At 61.0% G+C, this 2,756-nt stretch carries 2 protein-coding genes and 1 pseudogene; all 3 read right to left on the bottom strand.

Annotated elements, in window-relative coordinates; genetic code table 11:
- Positions 1–421: 421 nt before the first annotated feature.
- Positions 422–1,123 (bottom strand): hypothetical protein, encoded by a 702-nt coding sequence (locus EOA36_RS37510; protein WP_189522179.1) that lies wholly within the window; start codon positions 1,121–1,123, stop codon positions 422–424.
- Positions 1,124–1,467: 344 nt separating this feature from the next.
- On the bottom strand, positions 1,468–1,662 hold the full coding sequence (locus EOA36_RS32750) for a hypothetical protein (RefSeq protein ID WP_127280931.1): 195 nt from the start codon (positions 1,660–1,662) through the stop codon (positions 1,468–1,470).
- 356 nt (positions 1,663–2,018) lie between these two features.
- A pseudogene (locus tag EOA36_RS32755) lies at positions 2,019–2,741 on the bottom strand (3-keto-5-aminohexanoate cleavage protein); the annotation flags it as partial.
- Positions 2,742–2,756: the final 15 nt, after the last annotated feature.

The following is a 2,756-nucleotide window of genomic DNA, read 5'->3' on the forward strand; positions in this document are numbered from 1 at the left end:
GTGATAGGATGAAAGCCCGCAGACCGCGGCCATCTCGGAAATCGCCAGCTTGCGCGAGAAGTTCTCATCCAGGAAGTCCCGCACCTTGCCCGCACTGCTGGCGGAAAGCCCGCCTTTTACATTCGCCAGCGGCTGTCTCACCACATCCGCAATCCATCTTGGGGGGGCATCATCGCGCCGCACCGTTTCGGCCTCCTGAGGGGTCCCTGCGCAAGCCAAACCTTGGCGGCGTCCACGCGGTTCCCGGAAAAATAAATCGTGATGGACCAGTCTGGACCGCCATTACCGGGGGAATTGTCCGGGCCGGTGGAATTGTTCGAACAAGCCGGACGGACGGTGGTGAGGGCGAGCCGGCAAGAGATATCCCACTCCCCTCGACATCCATGCCGGTGGCAATCCTCGAAGCATCCGGGCGCATCGATCAATTTCTCGCCTCGACCATGGGCGCATTCGCGATGGACGTATTTTGCAGAACACCGATTTCCTTGCAGGAAATCCCGGTCTCCGAGCCCCGGGCACCTGATGGGGCGGCTTTGCCATACCGCGCGGCGCGGCTCTCCCGGCGAAGCCGTCCGGTTTTCTCTTGGACTCCTGGCCGTAATCGTTTCCGGTTGCAGGCGCAGAAGCGCCTCAGTTTCTGGCGGAAGCATAACCGGTTGGTGTCCTTCCCCTGTGTTTCTTCATGGCGGCGGCTAAATGACTTTGATCCGAAAACCCGGCGAGGATCGCCGATGTCGAACTCATGAGCAGCCAAAGCCGACGGTGCTTCGGAAGAGATGGAGACCAGGGCATTTTCCCTGGTCACGGACCAGGCAAGATTGCTGTCCACGCCGGCGGGATTGATGACGAGACACCCGACCGGCGCATCGTATTGCTGGAGCTTGTCGCTGCCGAGCGAGGCCCTCAACTTGCGTATGGGCGCAAGCACGATGCCTACGGAGTGTTCCTTGGCCGGGAATGCCTGCGAGCCTGGCCCGCGAACGGAATAGATCACGCTTCCTTGCGCGGTGGCCCTTCGCGGACCGGCACTTTCAGGAATGATGTCCAGGACGTATCGAGCTGTCCGCTCCCGATCGATGCCTCGGGAAACGCCGCTTTCCCGAGCCTCGTCCGCATTGTTCATTCGCGCTGCCTCAGCCGTATCGACGCTACTTCGAATACCCTTTTCCCGACCCGAACGCAGCGTAACGCACACACCTTGGCTTGGGAAGAACTCCCACGCGCAAAGAAAAATCTTTATTCGAGAAAGAAAAAAATGGCCAGCGAATAGGAGTTGACGAGCGTTCATTTTCGTCTGGCGCGAGGCCTCGTCATCCGGAGTTTCGCCGATCGGTCCTGACACGACCGGTCATGCGATTCTGTATTCTGGTCAACGACTGATTGAGGCCGTTGGCGCAGCCTGCGCGGATCATAACCTGTCCGCGAGATCGACGCCTGCGGTGTGGATCCGGTTATCGGCGGCCGCTGCTACAGATCACCGCGCCGTTTCTCGTACAGATCCCAGGCGAGTTCCACGAAAGCCAGAAGAACGTCGTCCCGATTCCAGCCGGCCGCCACCGCCGCCTGGACGATCTCATTGATGAGAGGCAGCAACTGCTCCTGGCATTCGGCCGACATATCGCCGTCGCCCGCGGGTGGCCCCCGGAAGTTGAAAGTCATCATTCGGCGCCCCCCTCGCCTTCAATCGAAGTGTTACATCGGTAATTTCATTCCCTCTGATATACAATAGATGTAGCACCAAAGAACAGGAAACCCCGGAGGACCAAAGCAGCACAGGACGATGCCGGATCACACCGGCTCTAAGCTTTCCTCTGGGTCAGGGTGGGCTTTCCCAAAGGGGACTCCATCGAAGCGTGATCGAGCAACTGCTCAGCGCTCGAACGACCGCCCGCCGCCAACAGGGCAGCAATGCTTCGCGGCGGAGGCTCTCGCGGTCGACGGCGCGCTTGCTGCCGCGCGTCGCCTCGTGACGGTTGACGACGCCACGCCGTCCCGGGAAAGCGCGGCAGCGGGCCGCGTCAGAAGGCGACCTGGTCGCCGCCCTTCAATGACAGGATTTCGCGCGCCTCGTCCGGTGTCGCCACTTCCATGCCAAGCCCTTCGATGATCTTGCGCGCCAGCACGACCTGCTCGGCATTCGATTTGGCGAGTTTGCCCTTGCCGGCCCACAGGCTGTCCTCCAGCCCGACGCGGATGTTGCCGCCAAGCGCCGCCGACTGCGCGGCGATGCGCAACTGGCTGGCGCCGGCGCCGAGCACCGACCAGCGAAACTGGTCGCCAAACAAGCGGTCGGCGGTGCGCTTCATATGGGCGACATCCTCCGGATGCGTGCCGATGCCCCCAAGCAGGCCGAACACCGACTGCACGAAGAAGGGCGGCTTCACCAGCCCGCGATCGGCGAAATGGGAAAGGTTGTAGAGATGCGCGATGTCGTAGCACTCGAACTCGAAGCGCGTGCCGTTGTCGTAGCAAGTCGCCAGAATGTATTCGATGTCCTTGAACGAATTGCGGAAGACGAGATCGCGCGTCGCTTCCAGATGCGGCTTTTCCCAGTCGAATTTGAAGGTCTCGTATTTGTCGGCGAGATGGTAGAGCCCGAAATTGATCGAACCCATGTTGAGCGAGGCCACTTCCGGTTTGAACTGAGCGGCCGGCTTCACCCGCTCCTCGACCTTCATGTAGGGACTGCCGCCGGTGGTGATGTTGATGGCGGCATTGGTGCCTTGCTTGACGCGCGGCAGTCCCTACATGAAGGT

The organism is Mesorhizobium sp. M8A.F.Ca.ET.021.01.1.1 (assembly GCF_003998025.1).
In the GTDB taxonomy this organism is placed as follows: domain Bacteria; phylum Pseudomonadota; class Alphaproteobacteria; order Rhizobiales; family Rhizobiaceae; genus Mesorhizobium.

Coding starts and splice junctions, on each gene's coding strand:
- EOA36_RS32750 (WP_127280931.1), bottom strand. CDS start 1,662: ATGATGACTTTCAACTTCCGGGGGCCACCCGCGGGCGACGGCGATATG.
- EOA36_RS37510 (WP_189522179.1), bottom strand. CDS start 1,123: ATGAACAATGCGGACGAGGCTCGGGAAAGCGGCGTTTCCCGAGGCATC.